The sequence below is a fragment of the Geodermatophilus sp. SYSU D00758 genome, from assembly GCF_054049955.1.
The window spans coordinates 129,771-144,215 of the sequence record NZ_JBJGYK010000013.1 but is presented as its reverse complement, the minus strand read 5'-3'; the positions used below and the strand labels follow the sequence as shown (position 1 = coordinate 144,215).

The following is a 14,445-nucleotide window of genomic DNA, read 5'->3' as shown; positions in this document are numbered from 1 at the left end:
GCCGTGGTGGCCGCCCCCCCCCTGGACGCCCTCGCCCTCGCGGGGGCGACGCTGCGTTGGTGTACCTGCTTAGCGCACCCCGACGCCGGCCGACGGGCCGGCGCCCCGGCAACCCGGACACCCGGGAGGCGGTGCTGGCCGCGGCCCGCACCGCCTTCGCCGAGCGCGGGTTCGACGGCGCCTCCATCCGGGGCATCGCCACCGCGGCGGGCGTCGACCCCGCCCTCGTGCACCACTACTTCGGCACCAAGGACAAGCTGTTCCTCGCCGCCGTCCAGGCCCCCGCGGACCCGGACGACTTCCTCCCCGAGGTGCTCGCCGTGCCGCTGGAGGGACGGGGGCCGGCGCTCGTCCGGATGGTGCTGCGGGTGTGGGACGGACCGACCCGGCCGGCCATCCTGGCGCTGGTCCGGTCGGCGGTGAACCACGAGTGGTCGGCCACCCTGCTGCGCGAGTTCGTCCTGGCCCGGGTCATCCGCCGCGTGCTCGGCTCCCCCGGCATGCCGGTCGAGGAGCGCGACGCCCGCGGCGCCCTGGTGGCCTCCCAGATGATGGGGCTGGTGATGGCCCGCTACGTGCTGCGCCTCGAGCCGCTGGCCTCGGCCGACCCGGAGACGGTCGTCGCCGCCCTCGGTCCGACGATCCAGCGCTACCTCACCGGCGACGTCGAGCTGCCCGGCGGGGCCTGACGCGGCAGCCGGGCCAGCTGCCGGCTGCGGGCCACCAGGCGGCCGCCGGCGTCCCAGATCCGGTAGTCCTCGTCCAGCCAGCCCCCGGCGACCTCCCCGGCGCGGGACTCCACCAGGCACCAGCCCGGGGCCGGCAGGCCGCGCACCAGGACCTGCAGCTGCACGGTCGGCGCCCAGCCGAACTCCCCCACCGCCCAGCCGGTCGGGGGCAGCACGTCGGCGAACAGCAGCAGCGCCAGCGGGTCGGGGGCGCGGCCGTCGGCCAGCCGGACCCAGCCGCGGACCACCCGCTCGGTGCCCGGCTCCCCGCGCGCCCACCCCGCCGTGGCCGGGTCCAGCCGGGTCTCCACGCGGGTGCGCAACCCCACGGCCGGAAGCGGGTGGGCCAGCGTGGTGTCGGCGCCGGACAGGCACCCCTCGACCGGCGCCGCCTCCGGCGCGGGGTCCACGGAGTAGACCGGGTCGTCGGCCCCGAGCGTCGCGGTGGTCACCTGCGCGGCGATGGACGGGCCCTCCGCCGTCCCGAGGAGCACCGAGCTGTGCGCCAGCGTGCGCCCGGCCGTCCCCGAGGTGACCGCGAGCGTCGCCGTCCCCGGCCCGGTCGCCCGCAGGAAGGACGCCGAGATCGCGACCGGGTGCGGGTGCGGGCTCTCGGCCAGCGCGGCCCGGGCCACCACGGCCAGCAGGTAGCCGCCGTTGAGCACCCCCGGCCCGACGTCCCACCCCGGGTCGAGGGCGGCGGCGAACCCGCCGCCCTCCGTGCGGGTCACGGCGGTGGCGGCGTCGAAGACGCTGCCGTCGGGACTGCTGGCGTCGGTCTGCGGCACGGCCGCGAGACTGCCAGGCTCGGCGGACATGGAGTACACCCACCTCGGCCGCAGCGGTCTGTCGGTCTCCCGGCTCTGCCTGGGCACCATGAACTTCGGCTGGCGGACGGCGGAGGCCGACGCGCACGCGATCCTGGACCGCGCCCTGGAGGCCGGGGTCAACTTCGTCGACACCGCCAACGTCTACGGCTTCGACGCGGGCAAGGGCCGCAGCGAGGAGGTGCTCGGCAGCTGGTTCGCCCAGGGCGGGGAGCGCCGGGAGCGCACCGTGCTCGCGACCAAGGTCTACGGCTCGATGACCGACTGGCCCAACGACACGTTCCTCTCCGCCCGCAACATCGTCCGCGCCTGCGAGGCCTCCCTGCGCCGCATGCGCACCGACTGGGTGGACCTCTACCAGTTCCACCACGTCGACCTGGCCACGCCGTGGGAGGAGATCTGGCAGGCCTGCGCGACCCTCGTCGCCCAGGGCAAGGTCCTCTACGTCGGCTCCTCCAACCACGCGGCCTGGCAGCTGGTGGTGGCCAACGAGGCGGCGGCCCGCCGGCACTTCCTCGGCCTGGTCAGCGAGCAGTCGCACTACAACCTGCTCACCCGGCACGTGGAGCTGGAGCTGCTGCCGGCCGCGCAGCACCTGGGCGTCGGGGTGATCCCGTGGAGCCCGCTGGCCCAGGGGCTGCTGGCCGGCGTGCTCGGCGACCAGGAGGGCGACCGCCGGCACGCCGAGCGCAACCGCGAGCGGATCGAGCGGCACCGGCCGGCGCTGGAGGCCTACGAGGCCGCCTGCCGCGACTGGGGGCTGGCCCCGGCGGACGTCGGCCTGGCCTGGCTGCTGCACCGACCGGGGGTGACCGCCCCGATCGTCGGGCCGCGGACCGCCGAGCAGCTGGAGGGGGCCCTCGGGGCGCTCGACGTCCGCCTCGACCAGGCGCAGCTGGACCGGCTGGACGAGGTCTTCCCCGGGTACCGGACGGCACCGGAGGAGTACGCCTGGTAGGTGGACCCCGGCTCAGCCGACCGGCCAGCTGGCCAGCCGTTCGTGGGTCGGCGCGGGGCCCAGCCGGCTCTCCACGAGGTCCACCGCGGTCACCGCCCAGTCCGGGCCGCGGTACCCGGCCAGGCACGCCGGCAGGTCGCCGTCCGCCGGGGCGCCGGGCCGCCACCGGCCCAGGGTGAGGTGGGCCCGGTAGGGGCGGTCCTCCACGGGGAGACCCAGCCGCCGTGCCGCGGTGGCGAGCCGCCCGGCGAGGCCGGCCAGGACGGCGGTGTCGCCGTCCACCCCCACCCAGCACACCTGCGGCCGCCGGCGGGAGCCGAACCGGCCGGCCCTGGACAGCCGCAGGGTGAACGGCGGGGTGGCGGCGACGAGCGGACCGGCCGCGGCGACGAGGTGGGGGGTGCGGTCGGCCGGCACCGCGCCGAGGAACAGCAGGGTCAGGTGCCAGCGGCCGGGGTCGGTCCAGCGCGGCGCCCCGGGCGCGTCGCGGAGGGGGGCCAGCGCGCGGGTCAGGTCGGCCCGCGCCTCGGGGCTCGGGACGACCGCGAGGAAGAGCCGCTGCGGCCGGGCGGGGACGTTCAGCCGCGCACCACCAGGCCCGCGTCGGTGAGCGCCGCCTGCACCCGCAGCCGCTCGACGTCCCGCGCCATCCCCGGCGGCAGGTCGGCGAGCGCGTGCTCGACCTCGAGCAGCTGCGCGGCCTCGGTGAGCACGTCGTCGTAGGCGGCCTGCAGCCCGCGCCGGCGGGCCATGGGCGCCCCCGCCGGGACAGTGGAGAGCTGCCGGTCGAGGCGGCGCAGGTCGGCCGCGACGCGCTCGAGCGGGCGGTGGACCGGGACCGTCGGGCGCGCGCGGCGGTGGATCGGGAACCGGGTCAGCCCGCAGAACCAGCGCGCGAGCCAGCCCAGGAGGGCGACCGCGCCGACGACCCCGCCGACGATGGCCCCCAGGCCCAGGAGTGAGGTGGCCATGTCGCCTCCGCGGACGACTCGGGTGTGCTGGGCGCCACAGTACGTCGCCGCGGGCCGTCCCGCCGCCCCGCTGGTCAGCCGCCGGCGACCTGCTGGCCGGGAGCCTGCCCGGCGGCCGCCTCCGCCGCCGTCCGCACCGGCACCGGGGGTACCGCGCGGGGCGAGATCCGCACCCGCAGGCGCGGCGGGGCCAGCCCGGCCTCCAGCCGCACCCGGTGCCGGCGGGCCAGCCAGGCCGCCGCCACCAGGCCGGCGAGCACCGCGATCGAACCGCCGATGACGAAGCCCCAGGGCGCACCGAGGTGCTCGGCGACCCAGCCGATGAGCGGGGCCCCGAGCGGGGTGCCGCCCATGAAGCAGACGAAGTAGAGGGCCATGACCCGCCCGCGCATCCGGGGGTCGGCCCCGAGCTGGACGAAGCTGTTGTTGGCCACGCTGAACACCAGGGCGGCGGCGCCGGTCGGCACCAGCATCACGGCGAAGGACAGGTGGCCCGGCATGAGGCCGCAGGCGATGGTGAGCAGGCCGAAGACGACGGCGGAGACCACGAGGAACCGCTGCCGGGGGCGGGCGCTGCGCCGGGTGGAGAGCAGCGCGCCGGAGAGCGAGCCCACGGCGAAGCAGGTGGAGAGCAGCCCGAAGGCCTGGGCGCCCAGACCGAAGACCTCGCGGGCCATCAGCGCGATCGTGACCTGGTAGTTGAACGCGAAGGTGCCCAGGACGAACGCCAGCGCCATCGCCAGCACGAGGTCGGGGTGCGCCCAGGTGTAGGCCAGCCCGGCGCGCAGCTGGCCGCGGGCGCGGGCGACCGGGGCGCTGCGCCGCAGCTCCTCGGGCCGCATGGCGGCCAGGGCCGCGATCGTGCAGGCGAAGCTGGCCGCGTTGACGGCGAAGGCCGGGGCGGTGTCGCCACCCGAGGCGCCGATGAGCAGGCCGGCGAGCGAGGGCCCGACCAGCCGGGCGCCGTTGAAGATGCTCGAGTTCAGGCTGACGGCGTTGGCCAGCAGCTCGGGGCCGACCATCTCGGAGACGAACGCCTGCCGCACGGGGGCGTCGACCGCGGCGACCGCCCCGAGCGCGCCGGCCAGGGCGAAGACGTGCCAGAGGGCGACGGCGTCGGTGGCGACCAGGACGGCGAGCACCAGCGCCAGCAGGCCCATGAGCGCCTGCGTGGCGATGAGCATCCGCCGCTTGTCGTAGCGGTCGGCGAGGACCCCGCCGTACATCGACAGCAGCAGCGTGGGACCGAACTGGAGGGCCGTGACCAGCCCCAGCGCCACCCCGCTGTCGCCGGAGAGCTGGAGCACCAGCCAGTCCTGGCCGATGCGCTGCACCCAGGTGCCGGTGAGGCTGACCAGGTTGGCCGAGGCGTACACCCGGTAGTTGCGCACCCGCAGGGAGCGGAACGCGCCGGTGGAGGAGGTGCCGGCGCTCACCCACTCGCCAGCTTGTCCATGATCTCCGATGCCTCGCGGAGCACCTCCCGCTCCTCGGGGGTGAGCTCCTGCAGCCGGCCGGCCAGCCACGCCTCCCGCGCGCGGACCTCGGCGTCGAGCAGGTCCTCGGCCGCCGGGGTCAGGTCGATGACCACCTGCCGGCCGTCGGTCGGGTGCGGGCTGCGGGTGACCAGGCCCATGCCCTCGAGCGCGACGACCACGCGGGTCATCGACGGGGGCTGCACCCGCTCGTGGCCGGCCAGCTCGCCCGGGCTCATGGGGCCGTACCGCTTGAGCGTGGAGAGGGCGGCGAGGTGGGTCAGCGTGACCGACCGGTCGACGCGCTGGCTGCGCAGCCGCCGCGAGAACCGCATGACCGCCAGGCGCAGGTCGTGGGCCAGCGCCGCGGTGTCCAGCGTCGTCCGGCTCACGATCGTCAGCCTAGCTAATCAACCGCGGGCCGACCGCTCAGAACAGCTGCTGGAGTGGTTCGAGCGCGAAGTAGACGAGGAACAGCACCGCGATGACCCACATCAGCGGGTGGATCGTGCGCACCCGCCCGGCGACGAGGCGCAGCAGGACGTAGGTGATGACCCCGGCGCCGATGCCGTTGGTGATCGAGTAGGTGAACGGCATGAGCGCGATCGTCAGGAACGCCGGGATCACCAGGGACATGTCGTCCCACTCGAGGAAGCGGATCTGGCTGATCATCAGCGCGCCGACGATCACCAGCGCCGGGGCCGCGGCCTCCGACGGGACCACCGCCACCAGCGGGGTGAACAGCGTGGCCAGCAGGAACAGGACGCCGGTGACCACGCTGGCCAGCCCGGTCCGGGCGCCGTCGGCCACACCGGAGGCGCTCTCGATGTAGGTGGTGTTGGAGCTGACGCTGCCGGCCCCCCCGGCCGCGGCGGCGATCGAGTCGACGAGCAGCACCGGCTGGGAGCGCGGCAGGTTGCGGTCCTCGTCGAGCAGGTCGCCCTCGGCGCCGACGGCGGTGATCGTGCCGACCGTGTCGAAGAAGTCGGCGATCATGATGGAGAAGACGATGAGCAGCGCGGCGATGACGCCGATCCGCTCGAAGCCGCCGAACAGCGAGAAGTTGCCGAGCAGCGAGAGGTCGGGCAGGCCGACGACGTCCTCGGGCAGGCTCGGGACCTGCAGCGCCCACCCGCGCTCGTTCTCCGCGCCGTCGGTCCCGAACCGGGGGCCGATCTCGGCGATCGCCTCGACCACGATCGCCAGCACCGTCGTCACGACGATGCCGATGAGCAGCGCGCCCCGCACCCGGCGGACCACCAGGACGGCGCTCAGCAGCAGCCCGGCGACGAAGACCAGGTTGGGCCAGCCGGCGAGCTGGCCGCCGATGCCGAAGCTGATCAGCGGGTTGCCCGGCCGGATGATGCCCGCGTCGGCCAGCCCGATGATCGTGAGGAAGAACCCGATGCCCACCGCGATCGCCGTCTTCAGCTGCGCCGGGATGGCCTCGAAGACCGCCCGGCGGAACCCGGTCAGGACCAGGAGCGTGATGAGCAGCCCCTCGAGGACGACCAGCCCCATGATCTCGGGCCAGGCCAGCTGGGTCGCGGCGAAGACGGCCACGATCGCGTTGATGCCGAGGCCGGTGGCCAGCGCGAACGGGTAGCGCCCGACGACGCCCATCAGGATGGTGAGGACGCCGGCCAGGAGCGCGGTGACGGCGGCGACCGAGCCGAAGGGCAGCTCGGCGCCGGTGACGTCGACCCCCGACAGGATGATCGGGTTGAGCACCACGATGTAGGCCATCGTGAAGAAGGTGGTCAGCCCGCCGCGCAGCTCCCGGGTGACCGTGGAGCGCCGGGCGCTGATGCCGAAGTAGCGGTCCAGCCCGTTGCGCGGCCGGACCCTCGGGCCCTCGCTGCGGCGGGGGGTGGTGGGCGGGGTGCCGGCCGAGACGTCCGCGGGGGTGTCGCCGGAACTCGTCGGGGCGCGGAACTTCTCGGGCATCACGTCTCCTGGTGCGGCGGTCCTGCGACGAGCGGCGACAGCGTGCCACACGCGCTCCGGGCACCTGGCGCGGGCCGCGCGGCGCGACACCTAGGGTTCACACGTGCCGCGTCCGGAGAAGCAGGCCCCGCCACCGCTGCGGGTGGACACCCTGCGCGTGGTCCTCGCGGGGACCGCGCTGTGGGTGCTGGCCCTCGTCGTCCTGCTGCTGCTCGGGGACCGGGTGGACCGGGTGTGGACCTGGACCTGCGTCGCCGGCATCGCGCTGGCCGGTCTCGGCATCGGCATCATGCGCTGGCAGGGGCAGCTGCACCGCGACCGGTAGCCCCGCCGCGCCGCTCGGGGCGGCGTGCCCACAGCGGGCCCACCACGACCTCCGGCGCTCCTACGTCTTCGAGTGCGATGGCACTCGAAGACGTAGGAGCCCCGAGCGCGGACGGCAGTCGACCGCGGTCGGCGCCCGGCGGGCGGGGCCCGGTAGGGCGACCGGTGTCAGAGCACGTCGTAGGTGCCCGTGTCGTAGCGGGGCGAGGTGACGACCTCGGCGGCGTCGTCGGCCGGGAGGGTCGCCTGGCTGTGCGCTCCGCAGCCGTGGTCGACGGTGACGACGTGGCCGTCGGCCGGGGAGTAGGCGTTGGCGCAGACCCCGAAGCCGCCGCGCAGCGAGCCGGCCAGCGGGAGCAGGAACCCGCAGGTGCCGCAGGGGCCGGGGGCGTGGCGGGCCATCGCCGACCGCGGGCCGAAGTCGCCGGCGTTCCACCGGGCCGCGGCCTCGGCGCGACCCTCGCGGGAGAGCACGCGCTCGCGCCCGAGGCCGATCTCGGCGGCGAGCGCCGCGGCCTCGGGGTCGTCGGCGGCGTCGTCGTCCACCGTGTAGGAGGGGACCAGGCGCGGGTCGTCCTCGGTCGCCGGCAGGACGTCGCCCACCGCGAGGTCCCCCGGGCGCAGCCGTTCGTGCCAGGGCACCCAGGCGGGGGCCAGCAGCGCGGAGTCGCCGGGCAGCAGGACGACCTCGTCGACGGTCGCCGCCTCCTCCCCCGGCACGTGGGCCAGGGTCACCGCCCAGTACCAGCCGGCGTAGCCGGGCAGGTGGCTGGCGAAGGAGTGGGTGACGACCTCGCCGAGGACGGCGGCGTCCCCCGGCGCCGTCTCGGCGGTCGACCCGAGGTGCTCGCCGACCAGCTCCGCGGCGCCGGCGGTGTCGACGGCGGCGGCCCGGGCCTGCTCCACCGCCCCGGCGAGGACGTCGGTCACCGGGGTTCCGGGGTCGGGAGTGGAGGCCACGTGCCCATTGTCGCTGACCGCGGTCGCGCCCCGCCGTACCGGGCCACCCGCGGTCGCGTCGCCCTCCCGGGCAGGTGCGGCACGATGGGGTGGTGTCCAGCTCCCGCCCTCCCCGTGCACGACGGCGCGGCCTGCGCCGGCGGGCGGAGCAGCCCCCGACCGAGCGCCTGGACGCCCCGCCCGTCGAGACCGCGCCGCTGCAGCCCCCCGGGGCCGGCCCGCAGCCGGCTGCCGCGGCACCGCCGCCGGTGCACCGCCCGGCCACCTCGCCCGGGGGCTGGCGGCCGCCGCCGCCCGGCGGACCGACGGGCCGGCAGCCGCCCCCTCCCGCGACCGGCTGGGCCGGCCCGCCGCCGGCGGCCGGCTGGGGCGGGCAGCAGCCTCCTCCGCCTCCTCCCTACCCGCCGGGTCCCGCGACGCCGGGGTGGCCCGGCGGGTACGACCAGGGCGCACCGCCGCCCCCTGCGGCGCCGCGCAAGGTCACCGTCACCCGGGTCGCCGCGGCCCGGTCCCGCGAGCTGACGGGCGCGGCGGTGCGGCGGGTGCAGACGGCCAGCCGGGCCCACGGCGCGGGCGAGAGCGGCCTGACCCAGGTGCTGTGGGTCAACGCCCTCCACATGGCCGGCGACGCGATGGTGGCCGTCTCCCTGGCCGGCACCCTCTTCTTCGCCGCCGCGAGCGATGCCCAGCGCGGCAACGTGGCCCTGTACCTGCTCGTCACCATGGCCCCGTTCGCGGTGGTCGCCCCGGTGATCGGCCCGCTCCTCGACCGGCTCCAGCGCGGGCGCCGGTGGGCGATGGCGACCAGCCTGCTGGGCCGGGCCGTCCTCGCGCTGGTGATGGCCGCCCACCACGACGACCTCTGGCTCTACCCCGCCGCCCTCGGCGTGCTGGTGCTCTCCAAGGCGCACAACGTGCTGCGCGCGGCGGTGATCCCCCGGGTGCTGCCGTCGGCCATGTCGCTGACCTCGGCGAACGCCCGGACGTCGGTCTTCGGCCTGCTGACCGCCGCCGTCTTCGGCGGCATCGGCGCGGGGCTGGCGTCGCTGTTCGGCTTCCCGCCCGAGCTGTGGGTGACCGCGGTGGTGTTCACCGCCGGTGCCGTCCTGGCGCTGCGGCTGCCCCGGCACGTCGACGTCCCCACCGGGGAGCAGCCGGCCGACGTGTTCTCCACGGCACCGCAGCAGGTGGTCACCGGCGGCCGGAAGCGGCGCCCGGTCGGCCCCCGGGTCGCCGTCGCGCTGCGCGCGAACGCCGCGCTGCGCGGGCTCGGCGGCTTCCTCACCATCTTCTCGGCCTTCCTCGTCGAGGCCACGGTGACCGGCGGGTGGCAGGCCACCGCGGCGCTGGGGGGCATCGCGGCCGCGGCCGGCGTGGGCAGCGTCGCGGGGACCGCCGTCGGCTCGCGGCTGCACCGGGTGGACCCCGACCGGGTGGTGCTCTGGTCGGCCGGCACGGCCGCGGCGGTCACCGTCGTCGCCGCCGTTCTCTACAGCCTGCCGATGGCCGCGCTGGTCGCCGGTGTCGCCGCGGTCGCCAACGCCCTGGGGAAGGTCTCGCTCGACGCGATCATCCAGCGGGAGGTGCCCGAGGAGCTCCGGGCCTCGGCGTTCGCGCGGTCGGAGACCCTGCTGCAGCTCGCCTGGGTGGTCGGCGGTGCGCTCGGCATCGCGCTGCCGCCGACCGGCTGGATCGGCTTCACCGTCGCCGCAGCACTGCTCGTGCTCGCCGTCGGCCTGGTGCTGTGGGGACCGCGCCGGCGCCGCGACCCCGTGCCGGTGGACCCGCCCACCGACCCGGCGGGCGGGCCGCTGCCGGGCACCGGGACCGGTCCGGGCGGGTGGTCGGCGTGATCCGCCGCGCGCCCGCCGCCCTCGCCCTCCTGCTGCTCGCGGCCACGTCCGCCTGCGGCGCCGACGAGCCGGACACCCCACCGCAGGTCACCGTGCGGGCGGGCCCGCAGGAAGTGCCCGTCCCGGCCAGCCAGTACTGCCTGGACGGCGAGGGGCAGCGCTACGGGACCCGGCCGCCGATCGTCGAGGTCTCGCCGGGGACGACGATCCGCCTGGAGGTCCCCGAGTCGGTCGCCGAGCGCGGCTGGAGCGTGCAGGTCTTCGACGACCAGCTCGTCGAGCAGCTGGGCGAGGTGGACGTGCCCGCGGGCAGCACCGTCTACGACGGCATCAACAGCTCCGACGTCGTGCCGGCCGCCTACCACCTGGTCGTCGTCGAGGACTCCGGCGAGGAGTGCTCGGGCCTCAGCGGCGCCTGGCCGGTCGGCTTCCTGCGGGCCGGCGGCGACACCGGGGGCACCGCCACCCCCGCCGGCTGAGCGGGACGGCAACCCTCGCGGGGCCCGCGCCGAGCGTGCGAGGCGTGGGGGAAGGGTGGTCCTCTCAGTGCTCCAGGTCGCCGGCGACGGCCCGCAGCACCGAGGCGACCTTGCGGGCCACCGCCTTGTCGGGGTGCCGGCCGCGGCGCAGGCCGTTCGAGACGTCGTCCAGCAGCTTGATGAGGTCCTCGATGATCGGGACCAGCTCGTCGGGCTTCTTGCGGGTCCGCTCGGCGTGCGCGGCCGTGACCGACGGCAGGGGGTCGAGGACCCGGACCTGCAGGGCTTGGTCGCCGCGGCGACCGGCGACGATGCCGAACTCGACGCGCTGCCCGGGCTTGAGCTCGGTGGTGCCGGCCGGCAGGGCGTCCTTGTGCACGAAGACGTCGGGGCCGTCCTCGCGCGAGAGGAAGCCGAACCCCTTGTCCGGGTTGAACCACTTGACTCTGCCGGTGGGCACGATGATCCCTCAGTCGTTCTTCCAGGTGGGCCCGGCGCCAGCCGGGGACGGTCGCGGCACACCCGCCGCCGGGCGCCAGGTTAGTCGCCCGCGGGCTCCCCGGACGGCGGGATGGCCGCCGGCCGCTCCACGACCCCCAGGCGGTGCAGCAGCTCGAGGAACACCACGGCGAAGTCGTTGCTCGCGACCTCGCGGGCCACCCGCTCCCAGTCGACCTGCTCGCGCAGCGCCCGGGCGACGGGCAGCAGCCGCGCCAGGTCGCAGTAGTGCTCGTCGAGGGTCATCAGCTTGGTGACCAGGATGTCGGTGGCCTCGAGGACGGGCATGTGCACCGACAGCACCGGCAGGGTCTCGGCGCGGTCGACCAGGTCGCTCTCCACGGCCTTCCCGCACGTCCGCCACAGGACGTCGACGAACGAGTGCCCGTGCACGACCTTGGTGAGCCAGTCCTCGGGCGGGTCGACGACCTCCAGGCCGGCCTCGGCGAGGACCTTGGTCGCCCGTTCGGCCTCCGCGGCCGGCACGAGGAAGTCCGCGTCGTGGTCCGGCTCGGGCGCGCCCCGCACCCAGGCCGCGTAGCCGCCGCACAGGGCGAAGGGCACGTCGGCCTGCTTCAGCGCCACGGCGGTGCGTTTCAGCAGATCACGGATCTCGTCCCGGTCGGAGGGCTGCACGGTGCGTGCCGTTACCCGCGCCCGGGCACTGCAACCCCGTGCGGATCGCGACCTTCAACATCCTCCACGGGCGCTCCCCCGACGACGACCGGGTGGACGTCGACCGGCTGGCCACCGCGGTGAAGAGCCTCGACGCCGACGTCCTCGGGCTGCAGGAGGTGGACCGGGACCAGCCGCGGTCGATGAACGCCGACCTGACCGCGGTGGCCGCCGAGGCCATGGGCGCGGTGGACTCCCAGTTCGTCGCCGCTCTCGCCGGCACACCGGGCGGCACCTGGATGGCGGCGACCGGTGAGGAGCAGCCGGGCTCGGCCAGCTACGGCATCGCGCTGCTCTCCCGCTACCCGGTGGTCTCCTGGCGGGTGGTGCGGCTGCCGGCGCTGCGCACCCGGGTACCGGTGTGGTTCCGGGGCGCCCCGCGGCCCGAGCTGGTCGGCGACGAGCCGCGGGTGGCGGTCGCCGCCGTCCTCGACGGGCCGGCCGGGCAGTTCACCGTGGCCAACACCCACCTGTCCTTCGTGCCGGGGTGGGGGGCGCTGCAGCTCTCCCGGCTGGTCCGCTCGCTCACCGGGACCCGCGAACCGCTGGTGCTCATGGGCGACCTGAACATGGGGCCCGGCCAGGCCTGGCGCGTGAGCGGGATGCGGTCGCTGGTCAGCGCGCCGACCTTCCCCCTGGAGGCGCCGACCCGCCAGCTCGACCACGTGCTCGCCCGCGGGCCGTTGACCGCGAGCGGACCGGGCGAGGCCGTGCGGCTGCCCCTCTCCGACCACCGGGCCCTCGTCGTCCCGGTCGCCCCGGCCGAGATCGCGTGATCTCGCACGGCTCGGTGGCCTCGGGCGTGCGAGATCGCGGGATCTCGACAGGGAGGGGTTCCCGCCTCAGGCGTTCCTGACCGAGGCCGCCGACTGCAGGCCCAGCTCCTCGACCGAGACCTGGCGCATCTCGACCTTGCGGATCTTGCCGGTGACGGTCATCGGGAAGGACTCGACGACCTTCACGTACCGCGGGATCTTGTAGTGGGCCAGCTTGCCGGTGCAGAACTCGCGCAGGCTCTCGGGCGTCATCGGCTCGGCGCCCTCGCGCAGCCGCACCCAGGCCATCAGCTCCTCGCCGTACCGCTCGTCGGGGACCCCGATCACCTGGGCGTCGACGACGTCGGGGTGGGTGTACAGGAACTCCTCGATCTCCCGCGGGTACACGTTCTCCCCGCCGCGGATCACCATGTCCTTGATCCGGCCGACGATGTTGAGGTAGCCCTCGGCGTCCATCACGGCGAGGTCGCCGGTGTGCATCCAGCGGGCCCGGTCGATGACCTCGGCGGTCTTCTCCGGCTCGTCCCAGTAGCCGAGCATCACCGAGTAGCCGCGGGTGCAGAACTCCCCGGGGGTGCCGCGCGGCACGGTCAGCCCCGTCTCGGGGTCGACGACCTTGACCTCCAGGTGCGGGTGCACCCGCCCGACCGTCGAGGTCCGCCGGTCGAGGCCGTCGTCGGCGCCGGTCTGGGTGGAGACCGGGCTGGTCTCGGTCATCCCGTAGCAGATGGTCACCTCGGTCATGCCCATCTCGGTCACGACCCGCTTCATCACCTCGACCGGGCACGGCGAGCCGGCCATGATCCCGGTGCGCAGGCTGGACAGGTCGTAGGAGCCGAAGTCGGGCAGCGCCAGCTCGGCGATGAACATCGTCGGGACGCCGTACAGCGAGGTGCACCGCTCGTCCTGCACGGCCTTCAGCGTGAGCGCCGGGTCGAAGCCGGGCGCCGGGATGACCATCGTCGCCCCGTGCGAGGTGGCCGCCAGGTTGCCCATCCCCATGCCGAAGCAGTGGTAGTAGGGCACCGGGATGCAGATCCGGTCCTCCTCGGTGTAGCCGCAGCCCTCCCCCACGAAGAAGCCGTTGTTGAGCAGGTTGTGGTGGGTGAGCGTGGCGCCCTTCGGGAAGCCCGTCGTCCCGGAGGTGTACTGGATGTTGATCGGGTCGTCGGCCGACAGCCGGGTCTCGCGCCGCACCAGCAGGTCGCGGTCGCCGCCCCGGCCGGTGGCCACCAGCTGCTCCCACTCCGGGGAGCCGAGGAAGAGCACCTCGCGCAGGTCCGGGCACTCGCCGCGGACCTCGCCGACCATCGCGCGGTAGTCGCTGGTCTTGAACTCCGGCGCGCTGACCAGCACCGAGATGCCGGCCTGCTTCAGGACGTAGGCCAGCTCGTGGGTGCGGTAGGCGGGGTTGATGTTGACCAGGATCGCGCCGAGCTTGGCGGTGGCGAACTGCACGAACGCCCACTCGGCGCAGTTCGGCGCCCAGATCCCCACCCGGTCGCCCTTCGCGACGCCGAGCGCGTCGAGCCCCAGGGCGACCGCGTCGACCTCGGCGACGAACTGCGGGTAGGTGAAGCGGCGGCCGGTGGCGCACTCGACCAGCGCCTCCCGGTCGCCCACCCGCGCCGCCGTCCGGTCGAGGTTGGCCCCGATGGTGTCGCCGAGCAGGGGGACGGTCGAGGTCCCGCTGCTGTAGGACGGCAGCGCGGGCGCGGTCACCGCCGGACCGTCCGGTTGTCGCCCGCCCGGTTGGGGCGGTCGGTCGGGTGGGCGTAGCGGAGGGCCTCGGGCGGGAGCGGGAAGCCGTGGTCCTCGCCGAAGGGCGACAGGGGGCCGGCCGCCTCGGCCAGGAGCTCGGTCACCGGGGCGCCGCCGTCGTCGGACTGGCCCCAGGTGGGCTCCACCAGGTGCGCGTGCTTCGTCTTCCGCTTGGCCATCTCGCCTCGTCGCCTCCGTCGTGCCGGGACCGCC

Annotated in this window: 17 protein-coding genes; 6 read left to right on the top strand and 11 right to left on the bottom strand. The window is 75.5% G+C overall.

The window, feature by feature from the left end; genetic code table 11:
• The first annotated feature begins 59 nt into the window (after positions 1-59).
• Positions 60-689, top strand: a complete 630-nt coding sequence (locus ACI8AC_RS11940) for a TetR/AcrR family transcriptional regulator (RefSeq protein ID WP_456897982.1) — start codon at positions 60-62, stop codon at positions 687-689.
• Here the strand turns inward: ACI8AC_RS11940 and ACI8AC_RS11935 are convergent.
• A complete protein-coding gene (locus tag ACI8AC_RS11935; RefSeq protein WP_456897981.1) occupies positions 650-1,516 on the bottom strand; it encodes a thioesterase family protein in 867 nt (288 codons plus the stop codon). The two genes, ACI8AC_RS11940 and ACI8AC_RS11935, sit on opposite strands and share 40 nt — an antisense overlap.
• 28 nt (positions 1,517-1,544) lie before the next feature.
• Between ACI8AC_RS11935 and ACI8AC_RS11930 the strand changes: the two genes are divergently transcribed.
• Positions 1,545-2,513, top strand: a complete 969-nt coding sequence (locus tag ACI8AC_RS11930; RefSeq protein WP_456897980.1) for an aldo/keto reductase — start codon at positions 1,545-1,547, stop codon at positions 2,511-2,513.
• Between the two features lie 12 nt (positions 2,514-2,525).
• Here the strand turns inward: ACI8AC_RS11930 and thpR are convergent, their stop codons facing one another.
• The 5 genes from thpR to ACI8AC_RS11905 form a co-directional block, all read right to left on the bottom strand.
• The gene (gene thpR / locus ACI8AC_RS11925) at positions 2,526-3,095 is read right to left on the bottom strand and encodes an RNA 2',3'-cyclic phosphodiesterase (protein WP_456897984.1); all 570 of its coding nucleotides are present in this window, start codon (positions 3,093-3,095) and stop codon (positions 2,526-2,528) included.
• A complete protein-coding gene (locus ACI8AC_RS11920) occupies positions 3,092-3,484 on the bottom strand; it encodes a hypothetical protein (protein ID WP_456897979.1) in 393 nt (130 codons plus the stop codon). Before ACI8AC_RS11920 ends, thpR begins: the two co-directional genes overlap by 4 nt.
• A gap of 74 nt (positions 3,485-3,558) precedes the next feature.
• Positions 3,559-4,920 (bottom strand): MFS transporter, encoded by a 1,362-nt coding sequence (locus ACI8AC_RS11915; RefSeq protein ID WP_456897978.1) that lies wholly within the window; start codon positions 4,918-4,920, stop codon positions 3,559-3,561.
• Positions 4,917-5,351 (bottom strand): MarR family winged helix-turn-helix transcriptional regulator, encoded by a 435-nt coding sequence (locus tag ACI8AC_RS11910; protein WP_456897977.1) that lies wholly within the window; start codon positions 5,349-5,351, stop codon positions 4,917-4,919. The genes ACI8AC_RS11915 and ACI8AC_RS11910 overlap by 4 nt, the downstream gene beginning before the upstream one ends.
• 37 nt (positions 5,352-5,388) lie before the next feature.
• Complete coding sequence (locus ACI8AC_RS11905; RefSeq protein ID WP_456897976.1) at positions 5,389-6,906, bottom strand: NCS2 family permease; 1,518 nt, start codon at positions 6,904-6,906, stop codon at positions 5,389-5,391.
• 103 nt (positions 6,907-7,009) lie between these two features.
• On the opposite strand from ACI8AC_RS11905, the gene ACI8AC_RS11900 reads away from it, so the two are divergent.
• Positions 7,010-7,231, top strand: a complete 222-nt coding sequence (locus tag ACI8AC_RS11900) for a DUF2530 domain-containing protein (RefSeq protein ID WP_456897975.1) — start codon at positions 7,010-7,012, stop codon at positions 7,229-7,231.
• A 167-nt stretch (positions 7,232-7,398) separates the two neighbouring features.
• Here ACI8AC_RS11900 and ACI8AC_RS11895 read toward each other — a convergent pair whose 3' ends face one another.
• Positions 7,399-8,190 carry a DUF3027 domain-containing protein gene (locus ACI8AC_RS11895; protein ID WP_456897974.1) on the bottom strand — a complete coding sequence of 264 codons (792 nt, stop codon included), beginning with the start codon at positions 8,188-8,190 and terminating at the stop codon, positions 7,399-7,401.
• Positions 8,191-8,732: 542 nt separating this feature from the next.
• On the opposite strand from ACI8AC_RS11895, the gene ACI8AC_RS11890 reads away from it, so the two are divergent.
• Both ACI8AC_RS11890 and ACI8AC_RS11885 read left to right on the top strand, forming a co-directional pair.
• Positions 8,733-10,043, top strand: a complete 1,311-nt coding sequence (locus ACI8AC_RS11890; RefSeq protein ID WP_456897973.1) for an MFS transporter — start codon at positions 8,733-8,735, stop codon at positions 10,041-10,043.
• Entirely contained in the window at positions 10,040-10,522 is a 483-nt protein-coding gene (locus tag ACI8AC_RS11885; RefSeq protein ID WP_456897972.1) for a DUF2771 family protein, read from the top strand. The genes ACI8AC_RS11890 and ACI8AC_RS11885 overlap by 4 nt, the downstream gene beginning before the upstream one ends.
• A 64-nt stretch (positions 10,523-10,586) precedes the next feature.
• Here the strand turns inward: ACI8AC_RS11885 and ACI8AC_RS11880 are convergent, their stop codons facing one another.
• A complete protein-coding gene (locus ACI8AC_RS11880) occupies positions 10,587-10,982 on the bottom strand; it encodes a cold-shock protein (RefSeq protein ID WP_456897971.1) in 396 nt (131 codons plus the stop codon).
• Between the two features lie 80 nt (positions 10,983-11,062).
• On the bottom strand, positions 11,063-11,656 hold the full coding sequence (locus ACI8AC_RS11875; RefSeq protein ID WP_456897970.1) for a nucleotidyltransferase family protein: 594 nt from the start codon (positions 11,654-11,656) through the stop codon (positions 11,063-11,065).
• Positions 11,657-11,694: 38 nt separating this feature from the next.
• Here ACI8AC_RS11875 and ACI8AC_RS11870 point away from each other — a divergent pair, with 38 nt between their 5' ends.
• The gene (locus ACI8AC_RS11870) at positions 11,695-12,471 is read left to right on the top strand and encodes an endonuclease/exonuclease/phosphatase family protein (RefSeq protein WP_456897969.1); all 777 of its coding nucleotides are present in this window, start codon (positions 11,695-11,697) and stop codon (positions 12,469-12,471) included.
• 66 nt (positions 12,472-12,537) lie between these two features.
• Here the strand turns inward: ACI8AC_RS11870 and ACI8AC_RS11865 are convergent, their stop codons facing one another.
• Entirely contained in the window at positions 12,538-14,193 is a 1,656-nt protein-coding gene (locus tag ACI8AC_RS11865) for an AMP-binding protein (protein ID WP_456897968.1), read from the bottom strand.
• Positions 14,190-14,411: a hypothetical protein gene (locus ACI8AC_RS11860; RefSeq protein WP_456897967.1), complete on the bottom strand. Its 222-nt coding sequence runs from the start codon at positions 14,409-14,411 to the stop codon at positions 14,190-14,192. The genes ACI8AC_RS11865 and ACI8AC_RS11860 overlap by 4 nt, the downstream gene beginning before the upstream one ends.
• Between the last annotated feature and the right edge of the window lie 34 nt (positions 14,412-14,445).

Excerpts from the sequence above, each read along its gene's own strand:
- ACI8AC_RS11930 (WP_456897980.1), top strand. The coding sequence starts at position 1,545 with ATGGAGTACACCCACCTCGGCCGCAGCGGTCTGTCGGTCTCCCGGCTC.
- ACI8AC_RS11920 (WP_456897979.1), bottom strand. The coding sequence starts at position 3,484 with ATGGCCACCTCACTCCTGGGCCTGGGGGCCATCGTCGGCGGGGTCGTC.
- ACI8AC_RS11905 (WP_456897976.1), bottom strand. The coding sequence starts at position 6,906 with ATGCCCGAGAAGTTCCGCGCCCCGACGAGTTCCGGCGACACCCCCGCG.
- ACI8AC_RS11860 (WP_456897967.1), bottom strand. The coding sequence starts at position 14,411 with ATGGCCAAGCGGAAGACGAAGCACGCGCACCTGGTGGAGCCCACCTGG.